We start from the raw sequence: 13,811 nt of genomic DNA, 5'->3' as shown, positions 1-13,811 counted from the left end.
GTGGGTGGGGTCAGAAGGCGCGGGTGTATTGGTTGGGCCAGTGCGGCTCAGCGCTGAGTTTGGTGGCGGCGCGGCGTGGCCAGTATGGGTCGCGCAGCAGCTCGCGGCCGAGGAGTACCAGGTCGGCCTCGCCGTCGGCGACGATCTGCTCGGCCTGCTCCGGTTCGACGATCAGGCCGACCGCGCCGGTCGGCACGCCCGTGTCGCGGCGGATCCGGGCAGCCAGCGGCACCTGGTAGCCGGGGCCGATGGGGATGCTCGCGCCGGCCGACGCACCGCCGGAGGACGTGTCCACCAGGTCGACGCCCGCATCGGCCAGCTCGCCGGCCAGCACCACGCTGTCCTCGACGGTCCAGCCGCCGTCCACCCAGTCGGTGGCGGAGATCCGGGTGAGCACCGGTACGGACTCGCCGACCGCGGCTCGGACCGCCCGGGCCACCTCCAGGGTGAGCCGCATCCGGCCGACCCGGTCGCCGCCGTAGCCGTCGGCGCGGTGGTTGGTGAGCGGCGAGAGGAACTCGTGCAGCAGGTAACCGTGCGCGGCGTGGATCTCCACCGCGCCGAAGCCGGCGTCGAGTGCCCGCCCGGCGGCGACGGCGAACGCCTCGACCACCCGGGTGATTCCGGCCGCGTCCAGCGCGGTCGGCCGCCGGTGATCGGGAAGGAACGGCTCGCTGCCGGGGCCGACCGGCGTCCAGCCGCCCTCGGCGTCCGGCACGCCGCCCCGGTGCGCGGCCCACGGCCGGTACGTCGACGCCTTGAACCCGGCGTGCGCCAGCTGCACGGCCGGCACCGCCCCCTGGGTGGCGACGAACGTGGTGATCGGCCGCCACGCGTCGACGTGCGCGCCGGACCAGAGCCCGGTGTCCTGGGGGCTGATTCGCCCCTCGGGCACCACTGCGGTGGCCTCGGTGATGATCAGCCCGGCGCCGCCGACCGCGCGGGAGCCGAGGTGGATCTGGTGCCAGTCGGTGGGCAGGCCGTCCGGGCCGGCGCTGTACTGGCACATCGGCGCCAGGGCGATCCGGTTGGGCAGGGTGACGCCGCGCAGGGCGAGCGGGGTGAACAGGGCACTCATGCGGGTGATCCTTCCTCGGAGACCACGGAGGAGGGCCCGGGGCCCTCCTCCGTGCGACGGGGGAGGGTCGGGGAGCCCTCCTTCGTGCGGCGTGCTCAGGCGGGGACGGGGTCCAGCCGCTCCGCGGGGCGGTCGGCCTCGTCCGCGTCCACCAGGTCGCGCTTGCCGGCCGAGTCGTACTTCGCCCGGTCGAGGGTGCCCTCGCGGGCGGCGACGATGGTCGGTACGAGCGCCTGACCGGCAACGTTGGTGGCGGTGCGGATCATGTCCAGGATCGGGTCGATCGCCAGCAGCAGGCCGGCGCCGGCCAGCGGCAGGCCCAGCGTGCTCAGGGTCAGGGTGAGCATCACGATCGCGCCGGTCAGACCGGCGGTGGCCGCCGAGCCGACCACCGAGACGAAGGCGATCAGCAGGTAGTCGGTGACGCCCAGGTGCACCCCGAAGACCTGGGCCACGAAGATCGCCGCCAGGGCCGGGTAGATGGCCGCGCAGCCGTCCATCTTCGTGGTGGCGCCGAACGGCACCGCGAAGGAGGCGTACTCGCGGGGGACGCCGAGCCGCTCGACGGAACGCTGGGTCACCGGCATGGTGCCCACCGAGGAGCGGGAGACGAAGGCCAGCTCGATGGCGGGCCAGGCGCCGGCGAAGAAGCGCAGCGGGTTGAGCCGGCCGGCGGCCACCAGCAGCAGCGGGTAGACCACGAAGAGCACGATCGCGCAGCCGACGTAGACGGCGGTGGTGAACCTGGCGAGCGGGGCCAGCAGGTCCCAGCCGTACGAGGCGATGGCGTTGCCGATCAGGCCGAGCGTGCCGATCGGGGCGAGCCGGATGACCCACCAGAGCGCCTTCTGCACGATGGCCAGCAGCGAGCGGTTGAGCGCCACGAACGGCTCGGCGGCCTCGCCGATCAGCATCGCGGCGACGCCCACCACCAGGGCGAGGAAGACGATCTGGAGGACGTTGCCCTCCACGAACGCGCCGACCGGGTTGGTCGGCACGATGCCGGTGAGGAAGTCGGTCCAGGAACCGGTCCGGTTCGGCGCGGCGGCGCCGGCCAGGTCGAGCGTGACGCCCTTGCCCGGGTCGGTGAGCAGTCCGATGCCGATGCCGATGCCCACCGCGATCAGCGCGGTGATGCCGAACCAGAGCAGCGTCTTCAGCGCGAGCCGGGCGGCGTTGGCCACGCCGCGCAGGCTGACCACGCTGACCACGATGGCGGTGAAGACCAGCGGTGGGACGGCCAGCTTGAGGAGCTGGACGAAGAGGTGACCGACGGTGTCGAGGGTGGTGGTCAGCCAGGCAAGGTCGCCGGCGCGGGCGAGGAAGCCGAGCGCCACGCCGAGGACGAGGCCGAGCAGGATCTGCAGGGAGAAGGGAAACCTGCGCAGGGCGGAAGCCATGAGGATGCGTCCAAGTCTGGTGGAAGAGGGCGAACGGGCAGCGTCAGGAGAGGGGCTGCGCCGGACAGATACCGCTGGCCTGCCGTCGAAGGTCGACGTACAGGCGCACGGTGAGATTCCAGACGTTGGTCATCGCCCATTGACGATACGCCCAGCCGCCGTGCAGCTAGAAGGAGCGATGGGCGTGACGATCCTTACAAGGCGGGTTCATTGCCCGGTGATCCGTTCGTCACGATCGGCGGGCCAGCCCGAGGGCGGCGGCGGTGGCCAGGCCCCAGGCGGCGGCGATCGCCAGCAGCACCCGCTCCAGCACCCCCGCCACGCTGCCGCGGCCGACCGTCAGCATGGCCAGCGCGATCGCCGCGGACAGCGGCAGGGCCAGCGCGGCACCGACCCCGGAGATCCGGCGCAGCCGCCGGCCCGCCGCCGGGGTGAGAGTCAGGGCCAGCATCGCGAGGACCACCGCGGCGGTGGCCGCCACGCTCGCGCCGCCATGCACCAGGTCGGCCACGGTGGCCGCCTGGAACGGCGGCAGCGGGCAGCCGGCGGTGCACGTGACCGCGCCGGAGAGCGCCGTGCCGGCCGCGCCGCCGGCGAGCAGCGCCGCCGCCGCGCGCAGCGCCGGAGGCAGCGCCACCGCGAGCAGCAGCAGCGCCGCCGCCAGGGCGAAGACCCCGATCCGGTACGTCCCGGCGTACCGGCTGTCGGTGACGCCGGCCTCGCTGACGTACCCGGTCAGGCCCGGGCCGGGACCGGCGACCACGGCGACCGTCACCGCGACCGTGCCGGCCACCACGCAACCGGCGGCGGCCGATGCCGCGGCGGCCCGAACGACGCCCGGCTCAGGCACGCCCGTGCGGCGTGCTCCAGCCGCTCAGGTCCGGACCGAGCGGCACGATCCGGGTCGGGTTGATCATCTCGTGGGTGGCGTAGTAGTGCCGCTTGATGTGGTCGAAGTCGACCGTGTCGCCGAAGCCGGGGGTCTGGAACAGATCCCGGGCGTACGCCCAGAGCACCGGCATCTCGGTGAGCTTCTGCCGGTTGCACTTGAAGTGCCCGTGGTAGGCCACGTCGAAGCGGACCAGCGTGGTGAACAGCCGCACGTCCGCCTCGGTGATCGTGTCGCCCATCAGGTAACGCCGCCCGGCCAGCCGCTCCGACAGCGCGTCCAGCCGCGCGAAAAGCGCGGTGTACGCCTCGTCGTACGCCTGTTGCGAGGTGGCGAAGCCGCACCGGTAGACGCCGTTGTTGACGTCCCGGTGGATCTCCGCCATCAGCGCGTCCATCTCCGGGCGCAGCTCGACCGGGTAGAGATCCGGCGCGCCCGGCTTGTGGAACCGCCGCCACTCGGTGATCAGATCCAGGGTGAGCTGCGGATAGTCGTTGGTCACGACCTTGCCGGACCGGGTGTCGACCAGCGCCGGCACGGTTACCCGCCCGGAGTAGTCCGGGTCGGTCGCGAGGTACGCCTCGGAGAGGAAGCCGATGCCGAGCGCCGGGTCGAACCCGTCCTGGTCGAGGCTGAACCGCCAGCCCCGCTCGTCCCGGATCGGGTCGACGGTGCCCAGCGAGATCACGTCCTCCAGGCCGAGCAGGCCACGCACGATCCGGGCGCGGTGCGCCCACGGGCAGGCCCGACACCAGATCAACCGGTACCGGCCGGCCTCCAACGGCCAGCGGTCCTGGTCATCGGGGCCGCCGCCCTCCGGCGAGGTCGAGTGGGGGGTGACCCGACCGGTGAACCGGTTGGGCTGGCGGATGAACGCCCCGCCGCCGGCGGTTTCTGCGCTGAACTGGGCCCGGGCCATGCCGCCAACCTATCCGTTCAAGGCGCGGATATCCTGGCGCCGGGCGTCCCCGTGATCCGGCGGGCAGCGCCGACCCCTTCCTCATCCCCCGGAGGACGTGCGCCAATGACCGTCGCATATCTCGTGGCCGGAGTCCGCACCCCGATCGGCCGCTACGCCGGCGCCCTCGCCGGGGTACGCCCCGACGACCTGGCCGCGCACGTGATCCGCGAGCTGGTCACCCGCCACCCCTCGGTCGACTGGGCCCGCACCGACGACGTGATCCTCGGCTGCGCCAACCAGGCCGGCGAGGACAACCGCAACGTGGCCCGGATGGCGGCGCTGCTCGGCGGGCTGCCCGAGGAGGTCCCGGGCACCACGGTCAACCGGCTCTGCGGCTCCGGCCTGGACGCCCTCGCCCTCGCCGCCCGGTCGATCGTGGCCGGGGACGCCGACCTGCTGGTGGCCGGTGGGGTGGAGAGCATGAGCCGGGCGCCCTTCGTCATGCCGAAGGCGACCAGCGCGTTCTCCCGCACCGCCGAGGTGTACGACACCACCATTGGTTGGCGGCTGGTCAACCCACTGATGGAGAAGGGTTGGGGCATCGACTCGATGCCGGAGACGGCGGAGAACGTCGCCGCCGATTTCGGTGTCGACCGCGCGGCGCAGGACGATTTCGCGTACCGCTCCCAGCAGCGCACCGCCAAGGCGCAGGCCGACGGCCGGCTGGCCGAGGAGATCGTGCCGATCACCGTGCCGGCCGGTCGCCGGGAGACGAAGCTGGTCGAGGTCGACGAGCACCCCCGGGAAACCTCGCTGGAGAAGCTCGCCGCGCTGCCCACCCCGTTCCGCGCGGGCGGCACGGTGACCGCCGGCAACTCCTCCGGCGTCAACGACGGCGCGGTGGCCCTGCTGGTCGCCTCCGAGGCGGCCGTCGCCCGCTACGGCCTCACCCCGCTGGCCAGGGTGAGCGGCGCGGCGGCGGCCGGAGTGCCGCCGCGGATCATGGGCATCGGCCCGGTCCCGGCCACCCGCAAGCTGCTCGACCGGCACGGCCTCGGCCTGGCCGACCTCGACGTGATCGAGCTGAACGAGGCGTTCGCCGCCCAGTCCGTGGCGGTGCTGCGCGAGCTGGGGCTGCCCGAGGACGCCGAGCACGTCAACCCGAACGGCGGCGCGATCGCCCTCGGCCACCCGCTCGGCGCCAGCGGCGCCCGGCTGGCGCTCACCGCCGCGCTGGAGCTGCGCCGCCGGGGCGGCCGGCGGGCCCTGGCGACCATGTGCATCGGCGTGGGGCAGGGCATCTCGCTGCTGCTGGAGGCTGCGGCGTAAGGAAGGGCCCCTTATTGACGCCGCCGGGTTGGAAGGGTTGCCTTCTCACCCGGCGGGCGATCGTGGGGTGCGACGGCGCGGGCGTCCGGGGGCACGGCTGATCGCCGTACTTCAGTGAGAGAGAGGTGGACGCCGCGCGCCGCCGCGGACCGGGCGTGCCGAGCGCCCGGGGGTGGCCCGTCGCGATCGGGCCTGGTCACGGGCTCAAGGATGCCTTCGTGCGGCCCTGCGCGGCAACGCAATTAGCCGTTCAGGGCCGGACCCCCTCACCGCTGTATCCACCCACGTGGTTGCTTGACGGCAGCTATTCCTAGGGGGAATAGTGTGCCGCATGTCGACGACGCATGCCCTGCTCGGCATCCTCGCCTCGCAGGGGATCAGCCATGGATACGAGCTCAAGCACGAGCATGACCGCAGGCTGCTGGGGGTCAAACCCCTCGCCTTCGGGCAGATGTACACGACGCTGGCCCGGATGCTGCGTGCCGGATACATCGCCGAGGCGGCGCACGAGCGGGTCGGCGGGCCGGACCGGGTGGCCTACCGGCTCACCACCGACGGCCGGGTCGAGCTGAACCACTGGCTCAGCCAGGAGGTGTCGCCTGCGATGCACGTCTCGGCCCAACTGTTCGTCAAGGTCATCGTCGCGCTCCTCGCCACACCGGACGAGGCGACCGCCCGGTCGTTCCTCGCCACCCAGCGCGCCGCCCATCTGGTACGGATGCGTGAGCTGACCACGATCAAGACCGCCGGCGGCGCCTCGGTGACCGAACTGGCCGCTGCGGACTACCTGCTCAACCACCTCGATGCGGATCTGCGCTGGATGGCGACCACGCTGGGGCGGATCAGCCAGCTCCGCGCGGAGGTGCTGGCATGAACGCCCCCATCCTCGAAGCGAAGAACATCGAGAAGTCGTACGGGCAGACCACGGCACTGCAGGACGTGTCGCTGGCCATCGGCCGGGGTGAGATCGTCGCCGTCACCGGTCCGAGCGGCTGCGGGAAGTCGACGCTGCTGCACTGCCTCGCCGGGATCCTGTGGCCGGACCGGGGCAGCGTGCACTTCCAGCAGCGCAATCTCACCGCCGAGAGTGAGGCGGCCCGCTCGCGGCTGCGGCGAACCGTGTTCGGGGTGCTCTTCCAGTTCGGCCAGGTCGTCCCGGAGCTGACCGCGATCGAGAACGTGACCCTGCCGCTGCAACTGGGCGGAGCGCGGTATCGGGACGCGGCAGTGCGGGCCCAACGGCTGCTCGACCGGCTCGACATCGGCAACCTGGGCGGCAAGCGACCCGGCGAGATGTCGGGCGGCCAGCAGCAGCGGGTGGCACTGGCCCGAGCGCTGGTCACCGAACCGGAGGTGCTCTTCGCCGACGAGCCCACCGGGGCACTGGACACCCTCGCCGGCGAGCAGGTCATGATCGAACTAGTCCGGCTGGCCCGCGATCACGGCACGACCGTGTTGGTCGTGACCCACAACGCGCAGGTGGCCGCCTATGCGGACCGCGAGATCACCATGCGCGACGGTCGGGTGGAGACCGGCGGCCGGGTCACGATCTCCGGGGAGGCCCGGTGAAGCCCGGCGGCATCTTCCGGCTGGCGTTCGCCGGCACCCGTGTCGACCGGGCCCGCGTGCCGATCACCGCCGCCGGCGCCGCCGTCGCCGTGTTGGTGCTGCTGTGCTGCGCCACGGTCCTGACCATCGAGCCCGAGTCCGGCCGCTATCACAGCCGGATGCTCACCGGCGCGACCATTCTCCCCAACGTCGCGCTGGCGATGCTGCTGTTCAGCATCCCCGTCATGTTTCTGGTCGCGCAGTGCGCTCGGCTCGGCGCGCCCGGCCGTAACCGCAGACTGGCGGCCTTCCGGATGGCCGGGGCCACGCCGGCTCAGATCGGATGGGTCGCCGGGGTGGAGACCGGCCTGGCCGCGACGATCGGGACGGCACTCGGCGGGGCTGCCTACTTCGCCGGCCGGATGCTGCTGGACAACTCGGGACCGGACGGGACGCGCCCCCTGCCGACGGACGTACTGCCGCCGTACCCGGAGATTATCGGCATCGTGATCGCCGTGCCGTTGCTGGCGACGTTGCTCACCGTCGTGCTGCTGCGCCGAGTGGCGATCACGCCGTTCGGCCTCCTGCGGCAGAGCCGCCAGCAACGGGTACGCGCCTGGCCCATGCTGCTGCTGGTGATTGGCCTGGCCGGCCTGGCCGCGCTGGACGTGGTGCTGCACAGCGAGTCCGTCCGTCGGGGTCAGTCCGACCATGTCCTCGTCATCGGGCTGCTTGCCTGCACGATCCTGGTGCTGCTCGGGCTGATGTTCACCGTCGCCTGGATCGGATACACCTGCGCCCGCCTGCTGCTGCGCGTGACCCGGCGCCCCAGCGTGCTGATCGCCGCCCGCCAAACCCTCGCCGACCCGTACGACTGCAGCCGCAGCTACACCGTCATCCTGGTCACCACGGCCTTCGGCGCGGCCGGGATGATGCTGCACTCGTGGCTGGTCACCGATGTTGCGGTACGAACCGCCGCGATGCTGGACCCCGCCCTCGGCTACGACAAGGCACCGATGGATCTGAGCGGCACCGCTGCCTTCCGCTCGGACGTCCACGACATCGTCAACGCGGTACTGCTCGGCCTCATCGGCGTCGCCGCCCTCACCCTGCTGATCGCCCTCGTCGAATCCGGCGTCGCCCGCCGACATGCCATCGCCGCGCTGGTGGCCGGCGGCACCCCGCGCGCCGTCCTGGCCCGCGCCATGTGCTGGCGGGTACTCCTACCCGCCCTGCCCGGCATCGTCATCGCGGGCCTGGTCGGGATGTACGCCATGCGAACCTTCACCGCCACGGCCACCGGAAGCTGGGGCCGGCAGGTCTGCGTCGGCACGCTGGCCCAGTGCGCCGGCGACACCGCCTACGAGTACATGGAGTACCGCGAAGGTGCTATCTACACCTTCCAGGTCCCGGTGCCGTGGGGCGAGATCGCGGCGATCGCGTCGGCCTCCCTGCTGGCCGTTCTCCTGGTGATCGCGGCGAGCGTCCTCCTGCAACGGTCCAGCACCAACCCCTCAGAACTACGGGCGGACTGACGGGCGTGCCGGGATGTCGTGCGGGAGTCGTGGCACGTATGTGAGGTAGGTCACGGGAACCAGGGCGTCCGCCCCGGACAGTCATTGCGTGTGGAGATGAGTTTGCGTGCGCGGGTTCACGACGGGGATCCAGACGCGTTCAGGGAGCTGTTCGACGAACACGCACGCTCGGTGTACAACCATGCTTTTCGGCTGACGGGGAACTGGTCGGCGGCGGAGGACGTGGTGTCGCTCACCTTCCTGGAGGCGTGGCGGCTGCGTGACCGGGTCGATGTCGGTGCCGATGGCGGGTCGCTGCGTCCCTGGCTTCTCGGCATCGGCACCAATGTCGCGCGTAATGTCCGCCGTGCTGATCGGCGGCATGACGGCGCGTTGGCGCGACTTCCCAAGGCCGAAGTGGTGCCGGACTTCGCAGAGGATGTCACCACCCGGCTTGATGGTCGCAAGCGACTCGCTCTTGCTGTAACGGCATTGGCCGCGCTGCGTAGGGCCGAGCGCGAGGTACTGGCGCTGTGCGTGTGGTCCGGGCTCGACTACGCCGAGGCGGCCGAAGCGCTCGGCGTGCCGATCGGCACGGTCCGCTCCCGGCTGTCCAGAGCGCGTAAAAAGCTGGCCAAGCTCGTCGCCGCCGGGACTTCTCGGCGGTCGGAAGAACATCGGGAACCAATGGCCCGCCACGGACAGGTAGCAGGTGATCGCGAGATCGCGGTCCGGCTCGCTCTGGAGATTGACCGATGAACACTGCCCCGAATCAGCCCTACTCGAACGAGCGTGACGAGTTGGCCCGGCTGCTGCCGGAGCCGGTGGAGATGGATCTGCCGAGCGGCCGTCAGCGTCAACTTCAGGAGTTCGTGATGAGTCAGATCCACCAGGACCGGCGCGCTGCCGAGCAGGCGCGCCGTCACGTACCCAAGCGTCGGTTGGTCTTTGCGACCTCGGCGTTGGCCGCCGTCGCTGTCGCCGCGGTAGCGATTGGTACGGGAGGTTTCGGCGGCCGGGGCACGGACGGGTCGACAGGTTTCGGCGGCCGGGGCACGGACGGGTCGACAGGTTTCGGCGGCCGGGGCACGGACGGGTCGACAGGTTTCGGCGGCCGGGGCACGGACGGGCCGGCGGCGACGGAGCTCTCGCCGGTGGCCCACACCCTGGAGCTGGCGGCCGACTACGCCGCCGCGAGGCCGTTCACGCCGCCCCGCCCCGACCAGTGGATCTATATCGAGAACCGGAACACCGCTTCGAGCGCGTTGGCCAAGGACAAGGGGCAGAAGCCTGCTGTGACCGAACGGACCTGGCTACGGGCCGACGGCAAGAAGATGGGCGACATCAACGTTGAGACCGGAAAGCTGGACACCTGGGACCAGGCCAACGGCTACCCGACCCTGTCCACACTGCCCACCGACCCACAGGAAGTGCTCAATCTGCTGCGGGAATCGCTGGCACCGCCCTCGTCCGCACCTGGCGGCCGGCAGCTGCCGTTCGCGTTCGCCCCTAAAACGCCCGACGAGCTGGACGGGTTGTTGTTCTTCAAAATCGCCAAGACTCTTGCAGACTACCTGCTGCCGCCCGACGTGACGGCGACGCTGTGGCGAGCGGCGGCCCTGGTGCCGGGCGTCACCCAGGCGCCGGGGACCGTCGATGTCGGTGGGCGGCGAGTGATCGCAGTCGGCCGGATCCAGGACGGCTGGCGGTTCGAGCAACTCCTACTTGACCCCGACACACACGAGTTCGTCGGCTACCGCTCCGTGGCCGTCAAGGACTTCACCTTCACCACCGGTCCCAACGGGCGGATTACGGAAAAGAAGGGCAGAGTTCAGTACACAATCACCCGGCTAGCGGCGAAGATTGTCGACGCCGCAGGCCAGACCAACTGATCCTCCCGACAGCGGGGTGGGCGACGAGCGCCGCGCTGGGTCGCTTGAGCTTGGCTACGGTCGTTGGATGCCCGACGCGATCTTTGCCCACCCACGCCTCGCGCCCATCTACGACGCCTTCGACGGCAGTCGGAGTGACTTGACGGCCTACCTCGGCATCGCCGACGAGTTAGGCGCGAGAAGCGTGTTGGACGTCGGCTGTGGGACCGGGTCACTCGCCGTCCTGCTCGCAGAGAGCGGCCGGAAGGTCATGGGTGTCGATCCTGCCGAGGCATCCCTTGAGGTGGCCAGAGGCAAGGACCGGGCCGGAAGGATCACGTGGGTGCTCGGCGGCGCCGCAACGGTTCCGGTGCTGGATGCCGATCTCGCGGTGATGACCGGCAACGTGGCGCAGGTCTTCCTCAGCGATGAGGATTGGAAGTGCGTGCTACAAAGCATCCACACCGCTCTAGGTACTGGCGGTCACCTGGTGTTCGAGACCAGGCGTCCGGAACAGCGGGCGTGGGAGGAATGGCTGACCGACGATGCGTACACCGTCCTCGACATTCCAGGAGTCGGAGCCGTGGAGCAACGCCGCGAGGTCACGGACGTCAGTCTCCCGTACGTCTCCTTTCGCCACACCTATCGGTTTCTCAGCGACGGCGCGACCGTCGCCTCTGACTCGACGCTGAGATTCCGCAGCCGGGAGGAGGCGGAACAGAGCCTCGACGCCTGCGGCTACCGGGTTCGGGACGTGCGAGACGCCCCAGATCGTCCAGGTCGTGAGTACGTGTTCATCGCGGAGCGCACGACCTGATCCGCCAACCCCAGCCGCGCCGATGCCGGCACGTCGATCTGTCAAGCGACCGACAATCCATAACGGAGGGCGTCGATATGGTGAAGCGCCGAAGGCAGGTGCAGCAGCGGAGAGCTTGAACGCCACAGTCGAGAGCCTCAGCCCAGAGGCTGACCGAGAAAGGTGGGGACCGTGACTAATGCGCGGCACCTGGGGCTGGGACACGGCAGCGCGTTCGGCGAGCGTGGGGTAGCCAAGAGGCTGGGTACGCTGGGCCGGCACACGCCGCTGACCGGCCGGCGGCTGCTCGAGATCGGCTGCGGGGACGGCACCTACACGATGCGGCTGGTCGACGCGTTCAGGCAGATCGAGGCAGTCGACATCCAGCAGGATCGGCTGGAGCTGTTCCGGGAGCGACTGGCCGCCGACCCGGCCGCGGCCCAGAAGATCAACGTGCGGGAGCTGTCCGCCACCGAGCTGGACTACCCAGACGAGAGCTTCGACCTGGTCACTGCCATCGAGGTGGTGGAGCACATCGACGATCTCGACGCCGCCCTCCGACAGGTCCACCGGGTGTTGACCCCCGGTGGCAGGTTCGCGCTCACCACACCCAACCGGTGGTTCCCGTTCGAGACGCACGGCTTCCTCATCCGCGGCAAGCGCTACCGGCCGGCGCAAGGTCCGTTCCTGCCGTGGATCGTGCCGCTGCACCGGCGGCTGGCCGACGCCCGCTCCTTCACCGCCCGTGGCCTCTCCGCACACCTTCGCCGGGCCGGGATGGAGCCGGTGGCGGTGGACTACCTCATGCCGCCGTTCGACCGGTCCGGCTTCGGGCGCCGCATCCGGCCGCTGACCGACGCGGTCGAGCGTTCGCCATTCAAGTTCTTCGGCATGGCCCTGGCGGTGGTCGCCCGCCGACCGGCCTGACGGGCCCCGCAAACGTACGCTCACAGCCAAGCGTGAGCGGATGCCCGTGGGGCGGTCAGGCGAATCCGCCGTTGCTGAACAGCAGTTGACCGTTGATCCACTGACCTTGTGGCGAGCACAAGAAATCAACCAGATTTGCGGTGTCCTGCGGGGTGCCGAGGCGGCCGAGTGGTGTCTGCCGAATGCAGTCGGCTCGTCCGACCTCTGTCATCCACCCGGTGTCCACCGGGCCGGGATTGATGACGTTCGAGCTGATGCCCAGGTGTGCCAACTCGTGGGCCGCGGCCAGGGTGATGCGGTCGAGCGCGCCCTTGCTGGCACCGTAAGGCAGATTTCCCACAGTGTGATCACTGGTCAGGGCGATGATGCGACCATCGCCGTGCCGGCCCCGGAAGCGCCGCCCGTGCTCGCGAATCAGCAACCAGGTCGCCCGCGCGTTGATGGCGAAGTGCCGGTCGAAACTTTCGACGGTGGTGTCAAGTAGCCCTGAGTCGACTGACTCACAGTGGCACATCACCAAGGCGGTGACCGGGCCGAGCTGGCGCTCGGCCTCGTCATAGATCGCAGCGGGCGCCGTGGTGTCGGTGAGGTCCGCTTCTATGGCGGCGACGGCTGCGCCGGACGCGGTGAGTGCTTGCGTGATGGCGTCAGTGGCCCCCGCTTCGATGCCCCAGTTCATGCGCTCGTCGTACGCGGCCCAGAAGGTGAAGGCGATATCCCAGCCCGAGGCCGCCAACTGGCTTGCGATGCCGGCACCGATACCGATCGTGCGGCCCACCCCCGTGATCAGTGCTGTCGGCCGGGATCTGCCGGACAGAGCGGGTGGAGTGCCGTCCGATTTCTGCCCAGGGTCCGCCATGACGGGAATCCTCCTAGATCGCCAAGAGACCGAGCAATCGGATTTCGCCGCGCAGGCTCGATCAAGCGAATTGTCTGGCCCGCGAGACGCCGACCCGGGCTGTCACCGAGTCGCGGAATTGTGCCTTGAATGAGCCTTTTTCAAGCTGATCTTGCAGCTCAGGGCGGGTGCGGCGAGCCCCGAGATCGATGAGGGCGAGGCTCCAGGTAAGACAGCAGTCGACCAAGATCCGATGCCCCGACCGGGAGCCTCGCCTGTGCTGTCTTACCCCTCCACGATCCCGCTGTCCAGCCGAACCCTGAACCACCTCGCCGACCTCATCCGAGCGCACCGTAGCCAGCACCGATCCCGGTGGCGGCGGCTCGACCCGGGCCGACAGGCACTGCTCGCCCTGGCCCACCTGCGCAACGGTGACACCTACACCCGGCTCGCCGCCGGATTCGAGGTCGGAGTCGCCACCGCCTGGCGCTACGTGCAGGAAGCGATCACGCTGCTCGCCGCGGCCGCCGAGGACCTGGCCACCGGGATGCGGCGCATCCGGCAACTGGCGTACGCGATCCTGGACGGCACGCTGATTCCCATCGACCGCGTGGCAGACCAGAAACCGTACTACTCCGGCAAGCACAAGAGGCATGGCGTGAACGTGCAGGTCATCGCCGATGCCGCCGGCCGGCTCGTGTGGGCCTCACCGGCGCTGCC

Annotated in this window: 14 protein-coding genes; 9 read left to right on the top strand and 5 right to left on the bottom strand. The window is 70.5% G+C overall.

The window, feature by feature from the left end; translation table 11 throughout:
* Positions 1 to 10: 10 nt before the first annotated feature.
* From AB0C02_RS07975 to AB0C02_RS07960, 4 genes are all read right to left on the bottom strand, one after another.
* Positions 11 to 1,078 carry an NADH:flavin oxidoreductase/NADH oxidase gene (locus AB0C02_RS07975; RefSeq protein WP_357542414.1) on the bottom strand — a complete coding sequence of 356 codons (1,068 nt, stop codon included), beginning with the start codon at positions 1,076 to 1,078 and terminating at the stop codon, positions 11 to 13.
* 95 nt (positions 1,079 to 1,173) lie between these two features.
* On the bottom strand, positions 1,174 to 2,466 hold the full coding sequence (locus AB0C02_RS07970) for a dicarboxylate/amino acid:cation symporter (RefSeq protein ID WP_357542866.1): 1,293 nt from the start codon (positions 2,464 to 2,466) through the stop codon (positions 1,174 to 1,176).
* A 241-nt stretch (positions 2,467 to 2,707) separates the two neighbouring features.
* Positions 2,708 to 3,328: a DUF998 domain-containing protein gene (locus tag AB0C02_RS07965; protein WP_357542412.1), complete on the bottom strand. Its 621-nt coding sequence runs from the start codon at positions 3,326 to 3,328 to the stop codon at positions 2,708 to 2,710.
* Positions 3,321 to 4,286, bottom strand: a complete 966-nt coding sequence (locus AB0C02_RS07960; protein ID WP_357542410.1) for a glutathione S-transferase C-terminal domain-containing protein — start codon at positions 4,284 to 4,286, stop codon at positions 3,321 to 3,323. The genes AB0C02_RS07965 and AB0C02_RS07960 overlap by 8 nt, the downstream gene beginning before the upstream one ends.
* Positions 4,287 to 4,391: 105 nt before the next feature.
* Between AB0C02_RS07960 and pcaF the strand changes: the two genes are divergently transcribed.
* The 8 genes from pcaF to AB0C02_RS07920 all read left to right on the top strand — a co-directional run bounded on the left by pcaF (position 4,392) and on the right by AB0C02_RS07920 (position 12,253).
* Positions 4,392 to 5,597 (top strand): 3-oxoadipyl-CoA thiolase, encoded by a 1,206-nt coding sequence (pcaF, locus tag AB0C02_RS07955; RefSeq protein WP_357542408.1) that lies wholly within the window; start codon positions 4,392 to 4,394, stop codon positions 5,595 to 5,597.
* Between the two features lie 331 nt (positions 5,598 to 5,928).
* Entirely contained in the window at positions 5,929 to 6,471 is a 543-nt protein-coding gene (locus AB0C02_RS07950; RefSeq protein ID WP_357542406.1) for a PadR family transcriptional regulator, read from the top strand.
* A complete protein-coding gene (locus AB0C02_RS07945) occupies positions 6,468 to 7,166 on the top strand; it encodes an ABC transporter ATP-binding protein (RefSeq protein WP_357542404.1) in 699 nt (232 codons plus the stop codon). The genes AB0C02_RS07950 and AB0C02_RS07945 overlap by 4 nt, the downstream gene beginning before the upstream one ends.
* Complete coding sequence (locus AB0C02_RS07940) at positions 7,163 to 8,680, top strand: FtsX-like permease family protein (RefSeq protein WP_357542402.1); 1,518 nt, start codon at positions 7,163 to 7,165, stop codon at positions 8,678 to 8,680. The genes AB0C02_RS07945 and AB0C02_RS07940 overlap by 4 nt, the downstream gene beginning before the upstream one ends.
* Positions 8,681 to 8,776: 96 nt before the next feature.
* Complete coding sequence (locus AB0C02_RS07935) at positions 8,777 to 9,418, top strand: RNA polymerase sigma factor (RefSeq protein WP_357542864.1); 642 nt, start codon at positions 8,777 to 8,779, stop codon at positions 9,416 to 9,418.
* Positions 9,415 to 10,551, top strand: coding sequence for a CU044_5270 family protein (locus AB0C02_RS07930; RefSeq protein WP_357542400.1), 1,137 nt, complete (start codon positions 9,415 to 9,417; stop codon positions 10,549 to 10,551). Before AB0C02_RS07935 ends, AB0C02_RS07930 begins: the two co-directional genes overlap by 4 nt.
* 67 nt (positions 10,552 to 10,618) lie before the next feature.
* A complete protein-coding gene (locus AB0C02_RS07925) occupies positions 10,619 to 11,347 on the top strand; it encodes a class I SAM-dependent methyltransferase (protein WP_357542398.1) in 729 nt (242 codons plus the stop codon).
* A gap of 171 nt (positions 11,348 to 11,518) precedes the next feature.
* The gene (locus AB0C02_RS07920; RefSeq protein WP_357542396.1) at positions 11,519 to 12,253 is read left to right on the top strand and encodes a class I SAM-dependent methyltransferase; all 735 of its coding nucleotides are present in this window, start codon (positions 11,519 to 11,521) and stop codon (positions 12,251 to 12,253) included.
* Positions 12,254 to 12,308: 55 nt separating this feature from the next.
* On the opposite strand, the gene AB0C02_RS07915 is transcribed toward AB0C02_RS07920, so the two are convergent.
* The gene (locus tag AB0C02_RS07915) at positions 12,309 to 13,112 is read right to left on the bottom strand and encodes an SDR family oxidoreductase (protein WP_357542394.1); all 804 of its coding nucleotides are present in this window, start codon (positions 13,110 to 13,112) and stop codon (positions 12,309 to 12,311) included.
* A gap of 256 nt (positions 13,113 to 13,368) precedes the next feature.
* On the opposite strand from AB0C02_RS07915, the gene AB0C02_RS07910 reads away from it, so the two are divergent.
* Positions 13,369 to 13,811 (top strand): transposase family protein (locus AB0C02_RS07910; RefSeq protein WP_357542392.1); only part of this gene is annotated, 443 nt, incomplete at its 3' end.

Origin of the sequence: Micromonospora sp. NPDC048999, assembly GCF_040649295.1 — a bacterium.
GTDB lineage: Bacteria > Actinomycetota > Actinomycetes > Mycobacteriales > Micromonosporaceae > Micromonospora.
The sequence above is the reverse complement of the archived record's forward strand: the minus strand, read 5'-3'. Positions and strand labels throughout refer to the sequence as shown.

Excerpts from the sequence above, each read along its gene's own strand:
- AB0C02_RS07975 (WP_357542414.1), bottom strand. The coding sequence starts at position 1,078 with ATGAGTGCCCTGTTCACCCCGCTCGCCCTGCGCGGCGTCACCCTGCCC.
- AB0C02_RS07960 (WP_357542410.1), bottom strand. The coding sequence starts at position 4,286 with ATGGCCCGGGCCCAGTTCAGCGCAGAAACCGCCGGCGGCGGGGCGTTC.
- pcaF (WP_357542408.1), top strand. The coding sequence starts at position 4,392 with ATGACCGTCGCATATCTCGTGGCCGGAGTCCGCACCCCGATCGGCCGC.
- AB0C02_RS07950 (WP_357542406.1), top strand. The coding sequence starts at position 5,929 with ATGTCGACGACGCATGCCCTGCTCGGCATCCTCGCCTCGCAGGGGATC.
- AB0C02_RS07945 (WP_357542404.1), top strand. The coding sequence starts at position 6,468 with ATGAACGCCCCCATCCTCGAAGCGAAGAACATCGAGAAGTCGTACGGG.
- AB0C02_RS07935 (WP_357542864.1), top strand. The coding sequence starts at position 8,777 with ATGAGTTTGCGTGCGCGGGTTCACGACGGGGATCCAGACGCGTTCAGG.
- AB0C02_RS07930 (WP_357542400.1), top strand. The coding sequence starts at position 9,415 with ATGAACACTGCCCCGAATCAGCCCTACTCGAACGAGCGTGACGAGTTG.
- AB0C02_RS07925 (WP_357542398.1), top strand. The coding sequence starts at position 10,619 with ATGCCCGACGCGATCTTTGCCCACCCACGCCTCGCGCCCATCTACGAC.
- AB0C02_RS07915 (WP_357542394.1), bottom strand. The coding sequence starts at position 13,112 with ATGGCGGACCCTGGGCAGAAATCGGACGGCACTCCACCCGCTCTGTCC.